This window comes from Achromobacter sp. CSND-B12 (genome assembly GCF_052906545.1).
In genome coordinates this window covers 2,955,697-2,977,632 of record NZ_JBREGJ010000001.1, presented here as the reverse complement: position 1 = coordinate 2,977,632, position 21,936 = coordinate 2,955,697, and the positions used below count along the sequence as shown (strand labels likewise).

Below are 21,936 nucleotides of genomic sequence, written 5' to 3'. Positions count from 1 at the left end.
AGGCCGGCGAATCGCCGGCCTTCTTTTTTCTTTCCGTTCAGAACGGGATCTTCTGCGACCAGGGCTGCGCGTTCTGCGTGCCCACGCCCGGCGCGACCCGGATGCGGTTGTCCTCGCCGCTGTCGCTGTTCAGGCCGTTCAGGAACTCACCCAGCGTGTCAGCCTGCGGCAGGCCCAGCCGCGCCACCGCCTGGCCGGGCGGGAATTCCGAGAAGTAATACTCGCCGTTCTCGACGATGATGCCGTCGGGACGGGGGCGCGGTTTTTCTTCCGGCACGCCCTTGAGCACGTCCTGCATGTAGTCGACCCAGATCGGCATGGCCACGCCGCCGCCGGTTTCGCGCGAACCCAGCGACTTGGGCTGGTCGAAGCCGAGCCAGGCGGTGGCCACCAGCGAGGGCGTGTAGCCCGAGAACCAGGCGTCCACGGATTCGTTGGTGGTGCCGGTCTTGCCGGCGATGTCGTTGCGCTTGAGCAGCACGCGGGCGCGGGCGGCGGTGCCGTAGGTGGCCACGCCGCGCAGCACGTCGTCCATGATCCAGGCGGTGCGCGGGTCGATGGCGCGGGCCGCGGCGTCGCCGGCCACGGTGGGCTTGGCCTGCATCACGATCTTGCCGCTGCTGTCGGTGACGCGGTCGATCAGGTAGGGCGTGACGCGATAGCCGCCGTTGGCGAACACCGAGAACGCGCCGGCCAGTTGCAGCGGGGTCACCGAGCCGGCGCCCAGCGCCAGCGGCAGCACCGCGGGCTGGCGCGCCTTGTCAAAGCCGAAGCGGGTCAGGTAGTCCTGCGCGTACTGCGGGCCGATGGCCTGCAGGATGCGGATCGAGACCATGTTCTTGGACTTGTACAGGCCCTGGCGCAGCGTCAGCATGGGCTCGTACTGGTTGCCGTAGTTCTTCGGGTTCCAGGCCTTGGAGCCGGTCTGCGCCGCGGTCAGCTCGAACGGCTGGTCGGAGATCTGCGTGGCCGGCGTCAGGCCGCGCTCGAGCGACGCGGCGTAGATGAATGGCTTGATGTTCGAGCCCGGCTGGCGCCAGGCCTGCGTCACGCGGTTGAAGTTGCCGCGATAGAAGTCGAAGCCGCCGACCATGGCGCGGATCGCGCCGTCCTGCGGCGACAGCGCGACGAAGGCCGCCTGCACCGACGGCAGGTTGATGATTTCCCAGTTGTCGCCCAGCTTGCGGATATAGACCACGGAGCCGCGCTTGATGCGCTGCTCGGGCTTGGCCTTGTCGTTGAGCGCGCGCGCCACCACGCCCAGCACCTTCTTGTCGGTGACGGTGATGATCTCGCGCGAGCTGCGCGCCAGCTTCACTTCGGTGGGGCTGGCCGACAACACCACCGCGGTCAGCAGGTCGCCGCTGTCGCTGAACTTGTCGAACACGCCATCCAGGAATTCGTCCAGGGCCTGGGGGTTGTTCTCGGTGCCCGCGGGCAGGTCGAGTTGTTCTTCGGGGCCGGGGTAGGGCGCGCGGCGGGTGTATTCGAGCACGCCTTCGCGCACGGCGCGGTAGGCCGCTTCCTGGTCCTTGGACTGGACCGTGGTGTAGATGTTGATGCCGCGCGAATAGACGTTGTCCTGGTACACGTTGAACAGCAGCTGGCGCGCCAGTTCGGCCACGTACTCGCCGTGGATGCTGTAGCCGCCGGCGGGCGTGCCTTCGGCGGACTTCATGACGATCTGCTGCGCCATCGCCGTCTTGTACTCGGGCTCGGTCAGGTAGCCCAGCGACAGCATGCGGCCCAGCACGTAGCGCTGGCGCAGCTCGGCGCGGGGGCGGTTGGAGATCGGGTTGAAACGCGAAGGCGCCTTGGGGATGCCGGCCAGCATCGCGGCTTCGGCCGGCGTCACTTCCGACAGCGGCTTGCCGAAGTAGGTGCGCGAGGCGGCGGCGAAGCCGTAGGCGCGGTGGCCCAGGTAGATCTGGTTCATGTAGAGCTCGAGGATCTGGTCCTTGGTGAGCTCCGATTCGATCTTGAACGTCAGCAGCAGCTCGTAGAACTTGCGCGAGTAGGTCTTTTCGGACGACAGGTAGAAATTGCGCGCCACCTGCATGGTGATCGTGCTCGCGCCCTGCGTCTTGGACATGTTGATCAGGTTGGTCAGGCCGGCGCGCACCACGCCGGTCCAGTCGATCCCGCCGTGCTGGTAGAAGCGGTCGTCTTCGGCCGCCAGCACCGCGGACTTCATCACGTCCGGGATTTCATTGAAGCGCAGCACGTTGCGGCGTTCTTCGCCGAACTCGCCGATCAGCACCTTGTCCGCTGTGTAGACGCGCAGCGGCACCCGGGGGCGGTAGTCCGTCATGGCGTGCAGGTCGGGCAGGTTGGGCCAGGCCAGCGCCAGCGCCATGCCCGCCAGCAGTACGCCGCACAGGAACAGGCCGGCGAACAAAATGCCGGTCTTGACGAAAAAACGCAATATCGGGGAACCGTTATTGGCGGGCTTGTCTTTTTTGGAGGAATTCTGCGGCTTGCTCATCGCGGCGATTTTACGGGTATCTCCGGCCCCACCTCAGCGTGGCGGATCGGTTTCTGTAACAAGATAGTTCAGTGTGGCGCGCGGGCAACTTGGCGGCAGATGTGATAATGCCGTCATGAACTTTTCCGCTCACTCATGTCCGGAGGCCGATCCGGACCTGGCGCCCACTGGCGAGGCGCCCGAAAACCCGCCCTGCGCTTCGGAGTGCGCAGGCAGGGCCGTGTCGTTGCCGCACGACCTGCCCATTTTCCTGGTGGGCATGATGGGGGCGGGCAAGACCACGATCGGCCGTGGCCTGGCGCGTGCCCTGGGGCGCGATTTTATCGATCTGGATCATGAGCTCGAGGCGCGTTGTGGCGTGCGGGTGCCGGTAATCTTCGAAATCGAGGGCGAGACCGGTTTCCGTCGCCGGGAATCCGCAGCCCTGGAAGAGTGTACCCAACGGCGCAACATAATTCTCGCCACCGGTGGCGGCGCCATCCTGGCGGCCGAGAACCGGGCGCGCCTGCGCGAGCGTGGCATCGTGGTCTATTTGCGGGCCAGCGTGGACGAATTGTTCCGCCGCACCTGCCGCGATCGCAACCGGCCCCTGCTGGCCACCGCCGATCCGCGCGGCACGCTGCGCGACCTGATGACCCTGCGCGAACCCCTCTACAAGGAAGTCGCCGATCTGGTGGTGGAAACCGGCTCCATGCCCATCCACACCCTGGTCAAGGCGCTGTTGCCGCAATTACAAGCCTTCGAGAAGCAGATATGAACGTTGTTGAGGTCGACACCCCGGGCGGACAGTACCCCATCCGCATCGCGCCGGGGCGTCTGGATGCCCTGGACGAGAGCATTCCCGCCGACGCCACCGCCATCGCGGTGGTGACCAATCCGACCGTGGCGGCGCTGTACGGCGAACGCGCCGAAGCCGCCCTGGCGCGCACCGGCAAGCGGGTGCTGCGCATCGAATTGCCCGACGGCGAGTCGTACAAGGATTGGCAGTCCCTCAACCTGATCTTCGACGCGCTGCTGGGCAATCGCCTGGACCGCCGCTGCGTGCTGGTGGCGCTGGGCGGCGGCGTGATCGGCGACATGAGCGGCTTTGCCGCCGCGGTGTACATGCGCGGCGTGCGTTTCGTGCAGGTGCCGACCACCCTGCTGGCCCAGGTCGACTCGTCGGTAGGCGGCAAGACCGCCGTCAACCATCCGCTGGGCAAGAACATGATCGGCGCGTTTTACCAGCCGCTGGCGGTCGAGATCGACACCGCCGTGCTGGCCACGCTGCCGGCGCGCGAGGTATCAGCGGGCCTGGCCGAGGTCATCAAGTACGGCCTGATCCTAGACCCGGTGTTCTGGGAGTGGTGCGAACAGAATGCGCAGAAATTGCGCAGCCTGGATCCGCAGGCCGTTGCCTACGCCATCCGCCGCTCCTGCGAGCTGAAGGCGCAGGTGGTGGGCAAGGACGAACGCGAATCCGGCCTGCGCGCCATCCTCAATCTGGGCCATACCTTCGGCCACGCCATCGAGGCCGGCCTGGGCTATGGCGCCTGGCTGCATGGCGAGGCGGTGGGCTGTGGCATGGTGCAGGCTGCGGAATTGTCGGCGGACGTGGCGGACTTCCCGCGCGCCGACGTGGCCCGTGTGCGCGGCCTGGTCGAGGCCATCGGCTGCCCCGTGGTCGCGCCCGACCTTGGGGCCGACCGCTGGCTGGACCTGATGCAGGTCGACAAGAAGACCGAGGGCGGCGAGATCCGCTATGTGCTCATGAGCCGCATCGGGGCAGCGATGATGCGGGCGGCGCCGGCCGATGCCGTGCGCGCCGTATTGGCCCGAACCACGCAGTAAATACCGCAGGAGAGACGGTGTCGCAGATGAAAGAACTGGCTTCCTATGCATCCGACCCGTCCCGATCGCGCGGCCGGACCTATGCTGAACCCGCGCCGGAGAACCGCAGCGAATTCCAGCGCGACCGCGACCGTATCGTCCACTCGAGCGCATTCCGGCGATTGGAGTACAAGACGCAGGTCTTCGTGAACCACGAAGGGGATCTGTTCCGCACTCGGCTGACACACAGCCTGGAAGTGGCGCAGATCGCGCGCACCCTGGCGCGCAGCCTGGGGCTGTCCGAAGACCTGACCGAAGCCATTTCGCTGGCGCACGACCTGGGCCACACGCCGTTCGGCCATGCCGGCCAGGACGAGCTCAACGCCTGCATGCGCGAGCTGGCGCCCGAGGCTGGCGGCTTTGAGCACAACCTGCAGAGCCTGCGGGTGGTCGACGAGCTTGAAGAACGCTATGCCGACTTCAACGGACTGAACCTGTGCTTCGAGACCCGCGAGGGCATCCTCAAGCACTGCTCGGCGGCCCATGCGCGGCAGCTGGGCGCGGTGGGCGAGCGCTTCCTGGCGCGCACCCAGCCTTCGTTGGAGGCGCAGATCGCCAACCTGGCGGACGAAGTGGCCTACAACAATCACGATATCGACGATGGCCTGCGCTCCGGGTTGATCACGCTGGAGCAGCTGCAGGGCGTGTCCATCTTCCAGCGCCATTACGCCGAGGTGCTGGCGCGTTATCCCGACCTGGCTTCGCGCCGCGCGGTGGCCGAGACCATCCGTCGCATGATCAACACGCTGATCGGCGACCTGACGCGCACGTCGCTGGCGCGCATTCGCGACGCGGCGCCGGCCAGCGCCGACGACGTGCGCCGCGCGCCGCCGCTGGCCGGGTTTTCGGACGGCATACGGCGCGAGGCCGATGAACTGAAGAAATTCCTGTTCGACAATCTTTATCGGCATTACCGCGTGCTGCGCATGACCACCAAGGCGCGCCGTATCGTGCGAGAGCTGTTCGCCGCGTTCCTGGACGATCCGCGCCTGCTGCCGCCCGACTATCGCCGCGCGACATTCAATGACCAGGCGCGTGCCATCGCCGACTACATCGCCGGCATGACCGACCGCTATGCCATCCGCGAACACAAACGCTTGTTCGACATGGTGTAGGGCCTGTTGACGTTAAAAGGAGCCTCGCACAGGCCCCGGCCCGCGAGCCGGCCGGCCGCTGACGGTCCCACGCGATGACATCGGCGTCAGCGGTGCTTGCGGTAAGGCTCGTCGGCCTCGACGAAGGTGGCTTCGGCGCGCGCGTCGCGCATCCATTCCTGCATCGCCGGCAAGGCCAGGACCGCGTCCATGTAGTCGCGCACCGGGCCGGCCGCGGCAATGCCGTAGGTGACGAAGCGCGACACCACCGGCGCGAAGAACCCATCGGCGATCGAGAAGGCGCCGAACAGGAACGGGCCGCCCTTGCCGAACTCGGCGCGCGTGTCCTGCCAGATGGCATGCATGCGGGAAATGTCCTGGCGCGCGGCCTCGGGGATGTCGAGGCCGGGCAGGTGCGCCTCGATGTTCATCGGCAACGCCTGGCGCAATGCGCCGAAACCGCTGTGCATCTGCGCGGCCAGCGAGCGGGCGCGGGCACGGGCGCGCGCATCCTGCGGCCACAGGCCGGCTTCGGGACGCTGCTCGGCCACGTATTCGCAGATCGCCAGCGAATCCCAGACCGCCAGGTCGCCGTCCAGCAGCACCGGCACCAGGCCGGCGGGCGTGATCGTCGCCAGGTGGCGGGCGAAGGCCTCGGTGAACAGGCCGAGCTTCTGTTCGGTAAAGGCGACGCCGGTGGCGCGCAGCGCGAGCCAGGGGCGCAGCGACCAGGAGGAGTAGTTCTTGTTGCCGATGATCAAGGTGTACATGCCGATCCCCTAAAGTGACGCCGCGTCGCCTATCCGCCTGGCGTGCGGCGCAGCAGTTTGCCGAGATAGTGTCCGGTATGGCTTTCCGGCGCGGCCGCCACGTCTTCCGGCGTGCCTTGCGCCACCACGCGCCCGCCGCCGTCGCCGCCTTCCGGGCCCATGTCGACGAGCCAGTCCGCGGTCTTGATGACGTCCAGGTTGTGTTCGATGATGAGCACCGTGTTGCCGCTGTCGACCAACTGGTTGAGCACCTGCAGCAGCAGCTCGATGTCGCGGAAATGCAGGCCGGTGGTGGGTTCGTCCAGGATGTACAGGGTGCGCCCGGTGCTGCGCCGCGACAGTTCCTGCGACAGCTTCACGCGTTGCGCTTCGCCGCCCGACAGCGTGGTGGCGCTTTGGCCCAGCCGGATGTACGACAGGCCCACGTCGATCAGCGTGTGCAGCTTGCGCGCGATCGCCGGCACCGATTCGAAATACTCCAGCGCCTGCTCGACCGTCAGGTCTAGCACTTCGCTGATGTTGCGGCCGCGATAGCGGATCTCGAGCGTTTCGCGGTTGTAGCGCTTGCCGTGGCACACGTCGCAGGGCACGTACATGTCGGGCAGGAAGTGCATCTCGACCTTGACCACGCCGTCGCCCTGGCAGGCCTCGCAGCGCCCGCCCTTGACGTTGAAGCTGAAGCGGCCGGGGTCGTAGCCGCGGGTGCGGGCCTCGGGCACGCCCGCGAACAGCTCGCGGATCGGCGTGAACAGGCCGGTGTAGGTGGCCGGATTGCTGCGCGGGGTGCGACCGATCGGGCTCTGGTCGACGCTGATGATCTTGTCGAAGTTCTCCAGGCCCTGCATCGCAACGTAGGGCGCCGGCTCGCTCTGCGCATGATGCAGCTGGCGCGACACCGCCACCGCCAGGGTGTCGTTGACCAGGGTCGATTTGCCCGAGCCGGACACGCCGGTGACGCAGATCAGCCGGCCGGCGGGCAGGCGCAGGTCGACGTTCTTGAGGTTGTTGCCGCTGGCGCCCGTGAGCGTCAGCCAGGGCAGGTCGTCGGTGACCGGCCGGCGCTTGGGGATGGCGATGGCGCGCTGGCCGCTCAGGTACTGGCCGGTGAGCGAGTTGGGGTCGCGCTGCACGGTCTCGGGATCGCCCTGCGCCACCACTTCGCCGCCATGCTCGCCCGCGCCCGGCCCCATGTCCACGACCCAGTCGGCCATGCGGATCATGTCTTCGTCGTGCTCGACCACGATGACGCTGTTGCCCAGGTCGCGCAGGTGCTGCAGCGTGCCGATGAGGCGGTCGTTGTCGCGTTGGTGCAGGCCGATGGAGGGTTCGTCCAGCACGTACATCACGCCCGTCAGGCCGGAGCCGATCTGGCTGGCCAGGCGGATGCGCTGGGCTTCGCCACCGGAGATGGTGTCGGCGCTGCGGTCCAGCGACAGGTAGTTCAGGCCGACGTTGTTCAGGAAGCTCAGGCGTGCCTCGATCTCGCGCACGATGCGCTGCGCGATCTCCTGCTTGGCGCCGGCCAGCGTCAGGTCGCGAAACCACGCCAGGCAGGTCGACAGCGGCATCGCCTCGACTTCATAGATGGCCTGGCCATGGCGTTCGCCGCCACGCGGGTCCTGGCCGATCAACACGTTGCGCGCTTCCGGCCGCAGGCGCGAGCCGCCGCAGTCGGGGCAGGTCTTGATGTTGCGGTACTTGCCCAATTCTTCGCGCACGGTGGCCGAATCGGTCTCGCGCCAACGGCGTTCGAGGTTCGGGATCACGCCTTCGAAGGTGTGGCGCTTGACGGTGCTGCGGCCTTTTTCGTTCAGGTAGAGGAACGAGATTTCCTCGTCGCCCGAGCCGTACAGCACCTTGTCGCGCAGCGCCTCTGGCAGGTCCTCGAAGGGCGCCTCGATGTCGAATTCGTAGTGCGCCGCCAGGCTGGTCAGCAGCGAATGGGTGAAGGCGTTGCGGCGGTCCCAGCCGCGGATGGCGCCGGCCGCCAGGCTCAGCTCGGGGAAGGCGACCACGCGCTTGGGATCGAAGAAACCGACCTGGCCGATGCCGTCGCAACTGGGGCAGGCGCCCATCGGATTGTTGAAGCTGAACAGGCGTGGCTCCAGTTCCGGCAGGCTGTGGCTGCAAACGGGGCAGGCGTAGCGGCTGGAGAACACCTGTTCGCGGCCGCCGTCCATGTCCAGCGCCAGGGCGCGGCCATCGGCCAGCTGCAACGCCGTCTCGAAGCTCTCGGCCAGGCGCTGCTTGCTTTCGGGCTTGATGCGCAGGCGGTCGATGACCACGTCGATGTCGTGCTTCTCGGTTTTCTTCAGCGGCGCCATGCCGTCGATTTCGACCATCTGGCCGTCCACGCGCAGGCGCACATAGCCCTGTGCCTGCAGGCTGGCGCATTCGTCCTCGAAGCTGCCCTTCTTGCCGCGGGCGATGGGGGCCAGCACCGCCAGCCGTGTTTCGGCCGGCCAGGACAGCACCGCGTCCACCATCTGGCTGACGCTCTGCGCCTGCAGCGGCAGGCCATGGTCCGGACAATAGGGCGTGCCGACCCGCGCATACAAAAGGCGCAGGTAATCGTGGATTTCGGTGATGGTGCCGACGGTGGAGCGGGGGTTGTGGCCCGCCGCCTTTTGCTCGATCGAGATGGCCGGCGACAGGCCCTCGATCAGGTCGACGTCGGGCTTGTCCATCAGTTGCAGGAACTGGCGGGCATACGCGGACAGGCTTTCGACGTAGCGCCGCTGCCCTTCCGCATAAAGCGTATCGAACGCCAGCGACGACTTGCCCGAGCCGGACAGGCCCGTGACCACCACCAGCTTGTGGCGCGGCAGGTCCAGCGAGACGTTCTTGAGATTGTGGGTGCGGGCACCCCGAATGCGTATGGTCACGTCTATCGGGCTCTTTTAAGCGGTTGCAAAGGCCAACTTGGTACTATAGCGCGCCGAGTCCTCAGGCCATAGATCAGACCGTAAGCGCATGACAATCACGCGCGGACGGCCCACGTCATCGTTGAACATTCCGCATGCCGGCAGACACGAAACTGAAATTGACCCCCTCCGAGCGCCGCGCCAGCGTGGCGCTGGCCGGTTTGTTCGCCGCCCGGATGCTGGGGTTGTTCCTGTTGCTGCCGGTGTTTGCCGTGGCCGCCCGTGGCCTGCCCGGGGGGGACGATCCCGCCCGCGTCGGCTTGGCGCTGGGCATGTACGGCTTGACCCAGGCGTTCATGCAGATTCCCTTCGGGCTGGCCTCCGATCGCTGGGGCCGCCGGCCGGTGGTGCTGTTCGGCCTGCTGCTGTTCGTGGCGGGCAGCGTGGTCTGTGCGCAGGCCGACGACGTGTTCTGGATCACCATCGGCCGCGCCATCCAGGGCGCCGGGGCCATTTCGGCCGCCGTGACCGCCTGGCTGGCCGACGCCACGCGGGACGAAGTGCGCACCCGCGCCATGGCCATGGTGGGCGGGTCGATCGGCCTGTCGTTTGCCGCTTCGCTGGTGCTGTCGCCGGTGCTGGTGGGCTGGTGGGGGCTGTCGGGCCTGTTCTGGACCATCGCCTGCCTGGGCGTGGTCTGCCTGGCGGTGGCGCGCTGGGTGGTGCCGGTGGTGCCGCGCACGCAGGCCCGCAGCATGCAGGCCGCCAGTCCGCGCCAGGTGCTGACCCACACCGACCTGCTGCGACTGAATTTCGGCGTGTTCGTTCTGCACATGATCCAGGTGTCGCTGTTCGTGGTGGTGCCGGCGCTGCTGGCCAAGGTCGGCGGCCTGGATGCGCGCGAGTTGTGGAAGGTCTACCTGCCGGTGATCCTGGTGTCGTTCGTGCTGATGGTGCCGGTGGTGTTCGTCGCCGAAAAGCGCCGCGCCCATCGGGGCGCCCTGCGCGCCGCCGTGGCCGGGCTGGTGCTGGTGTGCGCGTTGTTGCCGGTGGCCAGCCACGGTTTCTACACGCTGGCGGTGGCCCTGACCGGCTTCTTCGTGGCCTTCAACGTGCTCGAGGCATTGCAGCCTTCGCTGGTGTCGCGCGTGGCGCCGCAGGCCTACAAGGGGCTGGCGTTGGGGTTCTATAACACTGCCCAGGCCGCGGGCCTGTTCACGGGCGGCGCGCTGGGCGGCTGGGTGGCGTCGCATTCCGGCGCTGGCGCGGTGTTCATCGGCGCCGCCGTGCTGGCCGCCGTGTGGCTGGCCGTGACCTGGGCCCTCAAGCCGCTGGCCTGATCTGGCGCGATCGGCGAAAGTCGCGGATCGCGTCGCCAACGGTGTCCAACAGCGGTGAAATCGTTTCCCTGGGTGGACGGCTTTGTCACCATTCCTGTTTGGCGTGGCAAGCGCTTTTCGTCGATAATAGAAGGCAAACTAGGGCTTCACCGGCGTCGCCGGTCATCATGGCGGTGACCGGCGAGTTTCATGAAGCCGGTCTTCAACATCGCTATTTATGTTGTTGCCGGCGCGCTCGCGGCAACGCGTGGCACAGGCTGTCAACAACAGAGGGACAACGGCATGGCATCGGTTAACAAAGTCATTCTCGTGGGCAACCTGGGTCGCGACCCGGAAGTCCGCTACAGCCCCGACGGGGCCGCAATCTGCAACATGTCCATCGCCACCACCTCCACCTGGAAGGACAAGGCCTCGGGCGAGCGCCGCGAAGAAACCGAATGGCACCGCGTGGTCATGTACAACCGCCTGGCCGAGATCGCCGGCGAATACCTGAAGAAGGGCCGCTCGGTCTACATCGAAGGCCGCCTGAAGACCCGCAAGTGGCAGGACAAGGACACCGGCGCTGACCGCTACAGCACCGAAATCGTCGCGGATCAGATGCAGATGCTGGGCGGCCGCGAAGATGGCGGCGGCGGTGGCGGCAGCTACGGCGGTGGCGGCGGTTACGACGACGCGCCGGCACGCCAGCCGCAGCAACGCGCCCCGGCCCAGCGCCCGGCGCCGCAGCAGCGTCCGGCACCGCAGGCCGCGCCCGCCGGTGGCGGCGCCAACCTGGCCGACATGGACGACGACATTCCGTTCTGATCGCGCGTTCGCGGCAGTCAACAACAAAGCCCGGCAAGCCTTGCGCTTGCCGGGCTTTGTGCCGTCTGGGCCCTGTCTTGGCTCGATCCAGCCCGGTTTCCCTGGGGAATCGCCGAGGCTGTCCACAGGCTGTGCACAGCATGTCAACAGCTTGCCCACCGATATTCGGGCCTTTTCCACAGCTTGTACACAAGTCCCCTTCCAGGACGGCTTTGAGTCGCCCTGGCGGCGATAGGGTGCAACCACCTGCCGGGATCGCATTCTTCAAACCGCTGCCTGTCCCGGAGCCGCATGCAGACTCGATCCACGCGTATCCCGGGGCCATCTATCCACAGGCTGCGCACAGCATCTTCACAGCTTGTACACCGCTATCCGGGGCTTTTCCACAGCTTTTCAACAGGGTCGAAGAGGCCCCCCGACTCGCGTTAGGATGATCGCTGTCCGTACGCCGTGGCCATATCCACCGGCAACCCAGGAGCCATCCATGACCCAGAACATCTACGACACGCCTGAATTCTTCGACGGCTACAGCCGCCTGGCCCGCTCGGTGCATGGCCTGGACGGGGCGCCGGAATGGCCCGCGCTGCGGGCGTTGCTGGCCGATGTCAGGGGCTGCGACGTGGTCGACCTGGGCTGCGGTTTCGGCTGGTTCTGCCGTTGGGCCGATGAGCAGGGCGCGGCCAGTGTCCTGGGGCTGGACGTGTCCCGGAACATGCTGGCGCGGGCACGCGCCACCACCATCAGTGCCACCATCCGCTACGAACGTTCGGACCTGGAACGTCTGCAGTTGCCGCCGCAAAGCGTCGACCTGGCCTACAGTTCATTGACCCTGCATTACCTTGAGCGCCTGCCAGCCCTGATCGCCACTGTGCGCCAGGCGCTCCGGCCCGGCGGCCGCTTCGTGTTTTCCTGTGAACATCCCATCTACACCGCGCCGGCGCAGCCCGGCTTCATCCAGGATGACGATGGACGCCGGATCTGGCCGTTGAATCAATACGCCGTGCGCGGCGAGCGGCGCACAGATTGGCTGGCCAAAGGGGTGATCAAGCAGCATCGCACCGTGGCGGATTACGTGAACCTGCTGATAGGCGCCGGATTCACGCTGGCACACCTGGATGAATGGGCGCCGAGTCCAACCCAGCTTGCCCGCCAGCCAGCGCTGGCGGAGGAACAGGATCGGCCCATGATGCTGTTGGTCTCGGCCAACCGGTGAGGGAGCCTCAACGGCGGCTGGCCACGAGGAAAAACATGGAGAAAGCGTGGAATGGCGCTATGAAATATTTAGTTTCACAAAACCCACTTGCGCTATCTATCTAGTAGTAGGTAAGATTCATCCATCGACGCAGCACTCAGACAACAACGCGGCGCCGCCCCAAACCAGAAATACAGTAGCACCCCTTTTTATTTGCCTTGTTATCTACCTATAAGTAGATAGTTTAACCGAAACAACCTCACCATCGTTATCTGGAGATCCATCATGAAGACCCTCGTATCCGCCCTGATCCTGTCCGCTTCCTTCATCGGTGCCGCCCAAGCCGGCGAGCTCGACTACCCGCCCGCTCTGGACACCCACAGCACCGTGACCCGTGCCCAGGTGCAGCAAGAACTGGCCGCCGCCCGCGCCAACGGTGAACTGGTCAGCACCGAAGAGGGTTCGGCCGCCACCGCCTTTGCCAGCGCCGGCGACAAGAGCCGCGCCCAGGTCAAGCAGGAGCTGGCTGCCGCCCGCGCCCAAGGCCTGACCGACAGCGGTGAACTGGACTATCCGCCCGTCCAAGGCTGATTTTTCTCGGCATCAAACCTATCTACAGATAGATAGCATCTTTCCCATCGTGCAGTACTGATCCTTACTGGAGATCAACCATGAAGACCCTCGTATCCGCCCTGATCCTGACCGCTTCGTTCCTCGGCGCCGCCCATGCCGGCGAACTGGACTATCCGCCCGCCGCCGACACCCACAGCACGGTGACCCGCGCCCAGGTGCAGCAAGAACTGGCCGCCGCCCGTGCCAACGGTGAACTGGTCAGCACCGAAGACGGCTCCGCCGCCACCGCTTTCGCCAGCGCCGGCGACAAGAGCCGCGCCCAGGTCAAGCAGGAACTGGCCGCCGCCCGCGCCCAGGGCCTGACCGACAGCGGCGAACTGGACTACCCGCCCGTGCAAGGCTGAGTCCGATGCCGGCCACTGCGAACCCCGGGGGGCGGGAACATTCCCGGCCGGGGTTCGCACGGTTGCACCGGAGCGCCGCATAGGGATTACCGCCGATGACGTATCGACCTATTAGTAGGTAATATTCAGCCATGGACACTCCGACCCCCAACACCACCCGCGACCAGCTGCTGGCCCATGCCGAGAAGCTGATCCGTACCCGCGGCTGCAACGGCTTCAGCTATCGTGACCTGGCCGAGCACGTGGGCGTGAAGACGTCCAGCATCCACTACTACTTTCCCGGCAAGGACGACCTGCTCTACGAGGCCGTCGAAGCCTATAGCGCCCGCGCCCTGGCTTCGGTGCGCAGCATCGATACCGCGCAGCCGGCCCACGCCCAGCTCGACGCCTATCTGTCGATGATGGAATCGAAGGCCTGTGGCCACGGCGAACTGTGCCTGGGCGGCATGCTGGCCGCCGAAATGATGAGCTTGCCCGACCGCGTGCGCGGCGCGTTGCAGGGATTTTTCCGCGCGCACGAAGCCTGGTTGGCCCGTGTGCTGGCGCAAGGCGCCGAAGAAGGCACCCTGAAGTTCTCGGGCAGCGCCGAAGCGGCCGGCCGGGCGGTGTTCGCCACGGTGCAGGGCTGCATGCTGGTGTCGCGCCTGTTCCAGGCGCCGCCGGCGTTGTGCGAGGCGATCAGCGCCTTGTACGTCGAATGCCAGGACAAGCCCGCCGCCTGACCCGCTTTCTCTGTCGTCCACCAACTCGGCCGCAACGCGTCAGCTTGCGGCCGTTGTGTTTGCGGCATTGATCAAGGGAGCCTCGCGAATCGCCTGCCACCGTCGTTGCTCAAGGGAGCGTCTGGCCTTCCGCGTCAGACGGTCAGTGCGCGCGCCATGTCGACGCTGGTCCGTGCCTGCATACCCAGGTCGCGCATGCGTTGCAGGAAACTGGCCTGGGCATCGCCAAAACCCGTGACCGGACTGATGCAATCCGTCAGCAACACCACGCGCGACAGGTTGCCGCCCGGCAGGTATTCGGCGATGTGTTCGACCGTAGCCTTGACGCAGTGGCTGCCGGCTTCGCCGGCCACGATGATGAGATCGGCGCGGTCCAGGGAATCGAGCAGCCGGCGGTTGAGCTGGCTGCGTGGATCGTCGGCGTCGGGCACCTCGGCCATGAGCGCGCTGTAGTGTTCCGTCCAGGGGTTGGCGCCCTTGGGCACCTTGCGCACGATGAACTGGCGTTCGTCTTCCCACCTGGCATAAGCCGCGCGCACGTCGGCGTGGACGTTGTGGCCCCAGGTGCCGATCTCGCAATGCACCGGCCATACCATCAGGGTGTAGCGGCCACGCGCTTCCAGTTCGTCCAGGTAGGTCAGCGTGCGCGGCAGGTCGTCGGCATGGCGCGGCAGGAAGGCGCCCGAGCGTACCTGGCCAGCGGTGATAGGGGTGAAGGGAGCGACCGCACGGTCATCGCCGGTGCGCCAGAACGTCGGATGGGCGATGTCCAGCCGGTGGTGCGAATCCAGCGTGACGGTAATGGCCGAAAGAGCCGGCGCGGCGGCGTCGATGAAGCGCGCCAGTCGCTGCATGTCGGCGTGCGCGCCGGGCACCGGCAGCGCGGGTGCGATGGCCTGGCCGGTCAGGGGATCGGCGGGCAGGTGGCTGGCGGGCAGGTCGCAGAAATCATTCTGCGGATCGATGATCAGGAGATGAACGGAACGCGACATGGAGGCACGGGCGGGGAGTGAGTACGAAATATAGACTGGGACGTGCGCTCCACGCGAGCATCTTGCCGGCATCCGTCCGCGCCTGCCTCGGCGCGCGCTTTTTTCAGAACAGCACGAGGTGGCACGACAGATCAGGTAACTGGCGCAGCAGCGCGCGCCACAGGAACCATATGCGGGCCAGCCCCGCCACTGCCAGTGCTGCGCCGATGTAGAAAACCATGATCCGCTCCATGCCCCTAAAATCGCACGATCGTGCGAAATTTGTCGAAAACAATGCCGGCTGGCGCCGGCTCCCGTGGTGACGACTACTCGATGTACTTGAAACTGCGATAGGTCGAAATCAGGCGCTCGTAGGCGGCCCGCACCCGTTCGCGCGCCTTCGGATCGCGCAGGAAGCGGGCATCGTGCATCAGCCCGATCATCAGGCTGTAGACCTCGAACACGAGCTGTTCGGGATCGGTATCCGGGCGCAGATGGCCTTCGTCCAGCGCCTGTCGCACCGTGCGCACCATCACTCCACGCCAGCGGCGCAGGTTGTTTTCCAGGATCTCGCGCAGAGGGGATTCGACATCGTCGAACTCGAAGGCGCCGGCGATGTAGATACAGCCGGTCAGCAGCTCGACATTGCACGCACGCTCGATCCACAGGTTCATCAACGCGTTCAGGCGCGGCAGGCCGCGAGGCCGGGCCATCGCGGGCGTGAAGACCGCGGCGACGAAGCGGCGCTCGTACTCGTCCAGAACGGCCTGCTGCAAGGCCTCGCGCGATCCGACCCGCGAAAACACGCCGCTCTTGCTGATGTCCAGGCGTTTGGCCACCTGGCCGAGCGACAGGCTCTCGAGCCCCTGGGCGGCGGCCATGTCCAGGGCCGCGTCCACGATGGCCGCGAAAGTCAGCTCGCTTTTTTCGGTCTTGGCAGTCATGCGATCGAATTTAGCACGACTGTGCGAAAAATGGCGACCTCTTGCAGATGCCGGCCAAAAAAAGGACAGCCGAGGCTGTCCGGTAGGGGTATGCGTCGCCGTGGCCGGCGGCAATCAGGCCCGGGCGGCCTTGAACTCCAGGCGGAACTTGTGCAGCAGTGGCTCGGTGTAGCCGTTGGGCTGGGTCAGGCCTTCGAACACCAGCGCGCAAGCCGCCTTGAACGCCAGCGAGCCGTCGAAGTTGCCGGCCATCGGCAGGTAATGGGGATCGCCGGCGTTCTGGCCGTCCACCACCTTGGCCATGCGCTGGAAGGTTTCCATGACCTGGTCGCGGTTGGTGACGCCGTGGCGCAGCCAGTTGGCGATGTGCTGGCTGGAGATGCGCAGCGTGGCGCGGTCTTCCATCAGACCGACGTTGTGGATGTCCGGCACCTTGGAGCAGCCCACGCCCTGGTCGATCCAGCGCACCACGTAGCCCAGGATGCCCTGGACGTTGTTGTCCAGTTCCTGCTGGATGTCGGCGGCGGACCACTTGGAGCGATCACCCACGGGCACCGTCAGCAGGCCCGCCAGCAACTCGTCGCGCACGCTGTCGAGCCGGGTACGTTCGAGTTCCTGCTGGACCGCCTGCACGTCCACCTGGTGGTAGTGCAGCGCGTGCAGCGTCGCCGCGGTCGGCGAAGGCACCCACGCAGTGTTGGCGCCGGCTTTGGGATGTCCGATCTTCTGTTCGAGCATGGCTGCCATCAGGTCGGGCATGGCCCACATGCCCTTGCCGATCTGGGCGCGGCCGCGCAGGCCGGCGTCCAGGCCGACCAGCACGTTGTTGCGTTCGTAGGCGGTGATCCAGGCGGTGGACTTCATGTCGCCCTTGCGCAGCATGGGGCCGGCCTCCATGCTGGAATGCATTTCGTCGCCCGTGCGATCGAGGAACCCGGTGTTGATGAACGCCACGCGCGACGCCGCGGCCGCGATGCAGGCCTTGAGGTTGACGCTGGTGCGGCGCTCTTCATCCATGATGCCCATTTTCAGGGTATTGCGCGGCAGGCCCAGCAGGTCTTCGACGCGGTCGAACAGCTCGCTGGCGAATGCGGCCTCCGCGGGGCCGTGCATCTTGGGTTTGACGATGTAGACCGAACCGGTGCGCGAGTTCAGCTTGCGATTGCGGTCCTGCAGCGCCGCCAGGCTGGTGACCACGGCGTCGAGGATACCCTCCGGGATCTCCTGGCCGTCGCGGTCGAGCACGGCCGGGTTGGTCATGAGGTGGCCGACGTTGCGCACGAACATCAGCGAACGGCCGTGCAGCGTCAGGGCCGAGCCGTCCGGACGCGTGTACTGGCGGTCGGGATTGAGCTTGCGGGTGAAGGTCTTGCCGCCCTTGGTGACGGCTTCGGTCAGGTCGCCCTTCATCAGGCCGAGCCAGTTGCGGTAGATGTGGACCTTGTCGTCGGCGTCGACCGCGGCGACCGAGTCCTCGCAATCCATGATGGTGGTCAGCGCGGCCTCGACCAGCACGTCCTTGACGCCGGCCGCGTCGGTGGCGCCGATGGTATGGGCGCGGTCGATCTGGATCTCGAAATGCAGGCCGTTGTTCTTGAGCAGGATGGCGCCGGGAGCCGCCGCGTCGCCCTGGTAGCCGGTGAACTGGGCCGGGTTCTTGAGCGTGGTGGCGCCATTGGCCAGCGCCACCTTGAGCTGGCCATTCTCGACCGTGTAGCCGCGGGCGTCGGTGTGCGAGCCCTGCGCCAGCGGCGCGGCCTCATCCAGGAAGGCGCGGGCGCGGGCGATGACGGCGCGACCGCGTTCGGGGTTGTAGCCGGCGCCGCCGTCGCCGGGCGTGGCGGGAATCGCGTCAGTGCCGTACAGCGCGTCGTACAGGCTGCCCCAGCGCGCGTTGGCGGCATTCAGGGCGTAGCGGGAGTTGGACACCGGCACCACCAGTTGCGGGCCGGCCTGCTGCGAAATCTCGGTGTCGACATTGTCGGTGGTGGCGCGCACGCTGGCCGGTTGGGGCAACAGGTAGCCGATGCCTTCCAGAAACTGGCGGTAGGCGGCCGGATCGGCGATGGGGCCGGGATGGGCGCGATGCCAGGCGTCGAGTTCGGCCTGCAGGCGATCGCGTTCGGCCAGCAGGGCGCGGTTCTTGGGCGCCAGGTCATGCACCAGGGCGGCGAACCCCTTCCAGAACGCGTCAGCGGCCAGCCCGGAGCCGGGCAGCGCCTCTTGGTCGATGAACTGGCTGAGATTGGCCGCCACTTGCAGGCCGTGGTGCTGGATGCGTTGAGTCATGCGGATCTCTGACGGTAGGAGGTCTGGACGGCGCGCGCGCCGGGCGAATCTGTCCACACATCATCGTTCGCGCCCGCTGCAAAGTCCATATCAAAACCTGCTGGTCATACCAGTTTGTTTGCGCCCGGCTCGGCAAACATCGTTTTTTTATGGTTTTATATCAGTTACTTACGCAGGTGGTAGGTGGCAGGCGGTTTGCTGTTGGCGCTTGGTCATACCACTGGTCCGGAGAACGCATGCACGCGGAAACTGAAGCGAAACCCCGCCAGGTGGCGGATGAAGTGGCGGAGCGCATCGAGCGCCTGATCCTGGACGGCGTCCTGAAGGCTGGCCAGGCGCTGCCGTCGGAGCGGCGGCTGACGGAAAAGCTGGGCGTGTCGCGCACCGCGCTGCGCGAAGGCCTGAAACTGCTGCGCGCGCGTGAAATCATCCACACTTCGCAGGGCAAGGGTTCGTTCGTGGCGCGCATCTCGAAGGTCGACGCCGGGCCGCTGATGCACCTGTTCAATTCGCAACCGCGCACGCTGTACGACCTGCTCGAAGTGCGCTCCCTGCTGGAGGCCGATTCGGCACGGCTGGCGGCCCTGCGTGGCACGCAGGCCGACTTCATCATGATCCGCCGCCGTTACGACGAAATGGTGAACGCGCAATCGGCCGACACCGCCACCCATGCGCACCTGGATCACGCGTTCCACCTGGCCATCTGCGAGGCCTCGCACAACCCGGTGCTGGTGCATACGCTGCAGTCGCTCAACGACCTGATGCTCGGGTCGGTGTTCGCCTGTGTCAACAACCTGTATCACCGTGAACCCGCGAAGCGCCAGATCGACAAGCAGCACGCGCGGCTGTTCAATGCCGTGATCGCGCGCCAGCCGGAGCAGGCGCGCCGCGCCGCGGCCGACCATGTCGACAGCGTGCGGCAGAACCTGGCGGAAATCGAGCAGGAAGAACAGCGGCTGGTGCGGGCGACACTGCGCCTGGAAGGCTGGGCCTAGCCGCGTTGCGCGCGCCAACGGTAACGACGGCCGCGCGTTGCGACGGCTCGCGGCCTACCGTCAGCGACCATCGCCGCCCTCAGCGGTCCTCGGTCATGGCGCCCGCCAATGCCAGCGGCTTGCCGGCATAGACGCGGCCAAAGCGATTGCCCAGCAAGGCTTCCAGCGGGATCTGTTCCTGGCCCACGAAACCGCGTTGCGGCAGCGTGCCCTGCGCCACCAGGTCCAGCGCCGCGCAGATGCCGGCGGCCGTGGACAGCTGGATGGCGCTGAGTCGGTGGCCGTCGACGTCCGCGCCGAATACGCGGATGGGGTATGACTCTTCTTCCAGCCGGCCGTGGCGATGGCCCGAGGCCTGCGCCTGGATCACGATCACGTCCTGCTCGGTGGTGGGAATGGCGGTTTCGAAAATGTCCTTTAGCAGGTCGCGGCGATCGCGCAACCGCAGATCGTTGAGCAGCAGCTTCATCAGGTTGCAGTGGCCGGGATAGCGCACCGACTTGTAATCGACATTGCGCGCGCGGCCCACCAGCGTTGCAGGCAGCGTGCCCAGGCCGCCCGAGGTGTTGAAGGCTTCGTACTCGACGCCGTCCAGCGCGAAGGTCTCGTAGCCCTCCAGCGCCGGCACGCTGGTCAATTGGCCGTCGACGATGGCCTCGCATGGGTTGCAGTATTCGTTGATGAGCCCCTCGGTGCTCCACGTCAGGTTGTAGCGCAGGCTGTTGGACGGATAGCGCGGCAGCGCGCCCACGCGCATGCGCAGGTCCAGCAGCGTGTCGAAGCGTCGCGCCAGCGCATTGCCGACGATACCGATGAAGCCCGGAGCCAGGCCGCACTGCGGCATCAGCACGGCGCGGGCGTCTGCGGCCAGCGCCTGGATGGCATGGGTGCTGGCGACGTCTTCAGTCAGGTCGAAATAATGCACGCCGGCCTGCGCGCACATCTGCGCGACGGCGATGGCGCGGTGGAACGGCAGGGCGTTGACGACCGCATAGCGGCCCTCGATGCAGCGGGCCAGGGACGCGTCGTCCGAGATCTGGCGGGTGTCGCAGCCCAGTTCCGCGACGAGGTTCAGCCGTGCCGAGTCCTGGTCGGCAACCAGGACCGAATAGTCGCCGCTGCGTTCGAGCATCAGGGCAATGGCGAACCCGATTTTGCCGGCGCCCAGGAGGAGGACGGGCTTGGTGGAGGTGGACATGGTGCGACTCCTGCATAGAGGGGGAGGGAATTGGCCTCATCCTATGCGCGGGCGCTGTCGATTTGTAGATAGCAAAGCGTCGTAACGGCTATGAGTGGCGTCGTTATGACTTAATTGAATGTCGAATCGTCAAAAGAAAAGCCCTCCGGGTGAGGCCGGAGGGCTTTTCGGGTGGATTGCGGGGCCTGGAGACCAGGCCGTGCAATCAGCTGCCCATGGGGGGGTAGTCCATATTGCCGAAGGTGACCAGGCCTTCCGCCTTGGCCTGGGCCAGTTCGGTTTGCACCTGGCTGCGGCTCAGCGACGTGGCAGCCGCGTGCGGGGCGGGCGGGTAGTCCATGTTGCCGAAGGTGACTTCACCGGCATTCTTGGCCTGGGCCAGCTGTTCCTGCACTTGCTGCGAGGTCAGGCTGGACTTCTGGGCGATGGCGGCGGGGTAGCCTTCTTCGCCGAAGGTGTATTGGCCCGAAACCTTGGCTTGTTGCAGTTCGGCCTGGACCTGGGCGCGGGTGGCGCCTTGGTCGGCTTCAGCGGCTTGGGCGCCGGCGGCCAGAACGGACATGGACAGCATCAAAGCGGTAGCAAGGGTTTTCATAGCAGACCTCCATATGTCTTGAGCTTGGGATCCGATCCTCTGGCCTGATTGCCGGGGGTCGCTTGCTGTGTCCCGATGAGATGCATTCTCGGCCTAAATAACCCTGGGATAAACCCTTATTCTCTGAAAACATCTTTCCAAAATAAGTACTAATCGCCTGGCAACTTACCAAATGGCACCATAGGTGGCGATATTTCCATTTGATGACGCAATAGGTAGTGGTTGGCGGACGAGCGCCCCCCATCGGCGCCGTGCGTCCGGCCGTTGTGGGGGCGGCAAGGCGCGCCGGCGGTCGGCGGCGGGCGAGTGACGAAGTGGGGGGGCGAGGCGGGATACGCCGCCCCGAGGTCGAGGCCACGGGGCGGGTAAGGGGAAACCAGGTCAGCGGTTCAGGTCGGCCAGCGCGGCGTCGTATTCGGCGCGGGCTTCATCCAGCTTGCGCTGGGCCTTGTCGATCTTTTCCTGCTTGCCTTTGGCGCGGGCGGCCTTGAGCTCGTCTTCGCGCTCGGAAACCTTGTTCTGCTTGTCGCGCACGTCGGCTTCGCGCCGCGATTGCAGGCGGCTGTCGGTGCAGTACGCCTTGGCTTCGGCCAGCGCCTTCTGCAAGCCGGCCACCCGGTGCGTGTTGCCGTGGGCGCGCGCATAGGTGATTTCGTTTTCCAGATGGCAGAACTTCGCGGCGCAGCCACGCTGGGCGGAGCAATCGGTGGTGGCCTGGGCGTGGGCGGGCAGGGCGCCGAGCAAGGCGCTGGCCGAAGCCAGGGCCAGCAGGGTTTTGGTCAATGCGGACATGCGTGGTCTCCGTAAAGCGTGTCGGAGCGGCCATC

The 21,936-nt window shown here is 66.2% G+C and carries 19 protein-coding genes; 10 read left to right on the top strand and 9 right to left on the bottom strand.

Features of this window, described 5'->3' with window-relative positions; genetic code table 11:
- Positions 1-37: 37 nt before the first annotated feature.
- On the bottom strand, positions 38-2,485 hold the full coding sequence (locus tag ACUTAG_RS13945; RefSeq protein ID WP_006389657.1) for a penicillin-binding protein 1A: 2,448 nt from the start codon (positions 2,483-2,485) through the stop codon (positions 38-40).
- Between the two features lie 115 nt (positions 2,486-2,600).
- Here ACUTAG_RS13945 and ACUTAG_RS13940 point away from each other — a divergent pair, with 115 nt between their 5' ends.
- From ACUTAG_RS13940 to ACUTAG_RS13930, 3 genes are read left to right on the top strand one after another with little or no spacing between them, the layout of a single operon-like run.
- Positions 2,601-3,242, top strand: coding sequence for a shikimate kinase (locus ACUTAG_RS13940; protein ID WP_006389658.1), 642 nt, complete (start codon positions 2,601-2,603; stop codon positions 3,240-3,242).
- On the top strand, positions 3,239-4,315 hold the full coding sequence (gene aroB / locus ACUTAG_RS13935) for a 3-dehydroquinate synthase (RefSeq protein ID WP_148317469.1): 1,077 nt from the start codon (positions 3,239-3,241) through the stop codon (positions 4,313-4,315). Before ACUTAG_RS13940 ends, aroB begins: the two co-directional genes overlap by 4 nt.
- Before the next feature lie 26 nt (positions 4,316-4,341).
- Positions 4,342-5,469, top strand: coding sequence for a deoxyguanosinetriphosphate triphosphohydrolase (locus tag ACUTAG_RS13930; protein ID WP_006389660.1), 1,128 nt, complete (start codon positions 4,342-4,344; stop codon positions 5,467-5,469).
- Between the two features lie 86 nt (positions 5,470-5,555).
- Here the strand turns inward: ACUTAG_RS13930 and ACUTAG_RS13925 are convergent, their stop codons facing one another.
- Positions 5,556-6,218 (bottom strand): glutathione S-transferase family protein, encoded by a 663-nt coding sequence (locus ACUTAG_RS13925; protein ID WP_148317467.1) that lies wholly within the window; start codon positions 6,216-6,218, stop codon positions 5,556-5,558.
- Positions 6,219-6,247: 29 nt separating this feature from the next.
- Positions 6,248-9,103, bottom strand: a complete 2,856-nt coding sequence (gene uvrA, locus ACUTAG_RS13920) for an excinuclease ABC subunit UvrA (protein WP_020925836.1) — start codon at positions 9,101-9,103, stop codon at positions 6,248-6,250.
- A 134-nt stretch (positions 9,104-9,237) separates the two neighbouring features.
- Here uvrA and ACUTAG_RS13915 point away from each other — a divergent pair, with 134 nt between their 5' ends.
- From ACUTAG_RS13915 to ACUTAG_RS13890, 6 genes are all read left to right on the top strand, one after another.
- Positions 9,238-10,422, top strand: a complete 1,185-nt coding sequence (locus ACUTAG_RS13915) for an MFS transporter (RefSeq protein ID WP_148317465.1) — start codon at positions 9,238-9,240, stop codon at positions 10,420-10,422.
- Between the two features lie 282 nt (positions 10,423-10,704).
- Positions 10,705-11,226 carry a single-stranded DNA-binding protein gene (gene ssb, locus ACUTAG_RS13910; protein WP_026382027.1) on the top strand — a complete coding sequence of 174 codons (522 nt, stop codon included), beginning with the start codon at positions 10,705-10,707 and terminating at the stop codon, positions 11,224-11,226.
- 484 nt (positions 11,227-11,710) lie between these two features.
- Positions 11,711-12,439, top strand: coding sequence for a class I SAM-dependent methyltransferase (locus ACUTAG_RS13905; protein ID WP_148317463.1), 729 nt, complete (start codon positions 11,711-11,713; stop codon positions 12,437-12,439).
- A gap of 264 nt (positions 12,440-12,703) precedes the next feature.
- Positions 12,704-13,009: a DUF4148 domain-containing protein gene (locus ACUTAG_RS13900; protein ID WP_006389666.1), complete on the top strand. Its 306-nt coding sequence runs from the start codon at positions 12,704-12,706 to the stop codon at positions 13,007-13,009.
- Between the two features lie 80 nt (positions 13,010-13,089).
- Complete coding sequence (locus ACUTAG_RS13895; RefSeq protein ID WP_020925844.1) at positions 13,090-13,395, top strand: DUF4148 domain-containing protein; 306 nt, start codon at positions 13,090-13,092, stop codon at positions 13,393-13,395.
- A gap of 131 nt (positions 13,396-13,526) precedes the next feature.
- Positions 13,527-14,117 (top strand): TetR/AcrR family transcriptional regulator, encoded by a 591-nt coding sequence (locus ACUTAG_RS13890; RefSeq protein ID WP_006389668.1) that lies wholly within the window; start codon positions 13,527-13,529, stop codon positions 14,115-14,117.
- A 134-nt stretch (positions 14,118-14,251) separates the two neighbouring features.
- Here the strand turns inward: ACUTAG_RS13890 and ACUTAG_RS13885 are convergent, their stop codons facing one another.
- The 3 genes from ACUTAG_RS13885 to ACUTAG_RS13875 all read right to left on the bottom strand — a co-directional run bounded on the left by ACUTAG_RS13885 (position 14,252) and on the right by ACUTAG_RS13875 (position 18,321).
- On the bottom strand, positions 14,252-15,109 hold the full coding sequence (locus tag ACUTAG_RS13885) for a hypothetical protein (RefSeq protein ID WP_058665528.1): 858 nt from the start codon (positions 15,107-15,109) through the stop codon (positions 14,252-14,254).
- 305 nt (positions 15,110-15,414) lie between these two features.
- Positions 15,415-16,032 carry a TetR/AcrR family transcriptional regulator gene (locus ACUTAG_RS13880; protein ID WP_020925847.1) on the bottom strand — a complete coding sequence of 206 codons (618 nt, stop codon included), beginning with the start codon at positions 16,030-16,032 and terminating at the stop codon, positions 15,415-15,417.
- Positions 16,033-16,146: 114 nt separating this feature from the next.
- A complete protein-coding gene (locus tag ACUTAG_RS13875; protein ID WP_047993121.1) occupies positions 16,147-18,321 on the bottom strand; it encodes a malate synthase G in 2,175 nt (724 codons plus the stop codon).
- Between the two features lie 236 nt (positions 18,322-18,557).
- Between ACUTAG_RS13875 and glcC the strand changes: the two genes are divergently transcribed.
- The gene (gene glcC / locus ACUTAG_RS13870; protein ID WP_006389673.1) at positions 18,558-19,316 is read left to right on the top strand and encodes a transcriptional regulator GlcC; all 759 of its coding nucleotides are present in this window, start codon (positions 18,558-18,560) and stop codon (positions 19,314-19,316) included.
- 79 nt (positions 19,317-19,395) lie between these two features.
- Here the strand turns inward: glcC and ACUTAG_RS13865 are convergent, their stop codons facing one another.
- From ACUTAG_RS13865 to ACUTAG_RS13855, 3 genes are all read right to left on the bottom strand, one after another.
- Positions 19,396-20,514: a saccharopine dehydrogenase family protein gene (locus ACUTAG_RS13865; protein WP_058665530.1), complete on the bottom strand. Its 1,119-nt coding sequence runs from the start codon at positions 20,512-20,514 to the stop codon at positions 19,396-19,398.
- A 205-nt stretch (positions 20,515-20,719) separates the two neighbouring features.
- Positions 20,720-21,109: a DUF4148 domain-containing protein gene (locus tag ACUTAG_RS13860; RefSeq protein ID WP_006389675.1), complete on the bottom strand. Its 390-nt coding sequence runs from the start codon at positions 21,107-21,109 to the stop codon at positions 20,720-20,722.
- Between the two features lie 381 nt (positions 21,110-21,490).
- Positions 21,491-21,901 (bottom strand): DUF1090 domain-containing protein, encoded by a 411-nt coding sequence (locus ACUTAG_RS13855; RefSeq protein WP_148317461.1) that lies wholly within the window; start codon positions 21,899-21,901, stop codon positions 21,491-21,493.
- Positions 21,902-21,936: the final 35 nt, after the last annotated feature.